The organism is Flavobacterium macrobrachii, assembly GCF_014486675.1.
GTDB lineage: Bacteria > Bacteroidota > Bacteroidia > Flavobacteriales > Flavobacteriaceae > Flavobacterium > Flavobacterium macrobrachii.
Window position 1 is genome coordinate 1 of the sequence record NZ_JACTAC010000182.1, and the last position, 741, is coordinate 741.

Below are 741 nucleotides of genomic sequence, written 5' to 3' on the forward strand. Positions count from 1 at the left end.
AGCACTAGTTTTTTAATTCAGACTTTAAATTTTCAATTTTTTGCGTTAATTCTTTTTTCTCGAATTCACTCATTCTTCTTGATAATTTATACTTGGCGCAAAACATGTCAAGATTATTACTTAATTCGGATGTTTCAGTAACGGATTTTTCCATTAATAAAATTCCTTGTTTTAGTTTTTCAGCATCAAATATTTCTGATTGATTCGGGTTGTTTAGGTGCGTTATTACTGGAAGTATAAAGTTATCGAGTATTTTGTCAACCGTTTCAAAATATTTAATTGTACTTTCTTTTAGTTTTATTTCATTATCAACTTCTGATAAATCATTTATGAATTTTATTTCAGCTTTTAAGGTATTTTTACAATTATAATATTCAATCATAGATAAACTATCAATATCTCCTTCGTTTAGTAGAGTATTTATTTTTTTAATTATTGGATTTATGTTATTGCTACAATTTTCTATCGAATATTCTATAGCGTTTTTGAAATTTAATTCTTTGGTATTCTTTTCTTGAGAACAACTATTATGAGTTGCCAACAATAACAAAAAAAATGATAATATTGAGCTTTTCATGTTTTTATGTGTTAAATTCTACGTTCGCTTTCAAAATTAGTGCTAACGTTTGCAACTTGGCGAGGTTGGGAAAAGGATTCCAAAACTTCGGATTAATCACTAATTATAAAAACACAAAACAATGACTAAATTAAAGACTGAAACCCAATCTTGCCAAATTGCTG

General features: G+C 26.7%; 1 protein-coding gene. It reads right to left on the reverse strand.

The features are described from left to right. Positions 1-4: 4 nt before the first annotated feature. Positions 5-577, reverse strand: a complete 573-nt coding sequence (locus tag IAI56_RS15865) for a hypothetical protein (RefSeq protein WP_187658778.1) — start codon at positions 575-577, stop codon at positions 5-7. Between the last annotated feature and the right edge of the window lie 164 nt (positions 578-741).

Coding starts and splice junctions, on each gene's coding strand:
- IAI56_RS15865 (WP_187658778.1), bottom strand. CDS start 577: ATGAAAAGCTCAATATTATCATTTTTTTTGTTATTGTTGGCAACTCAT.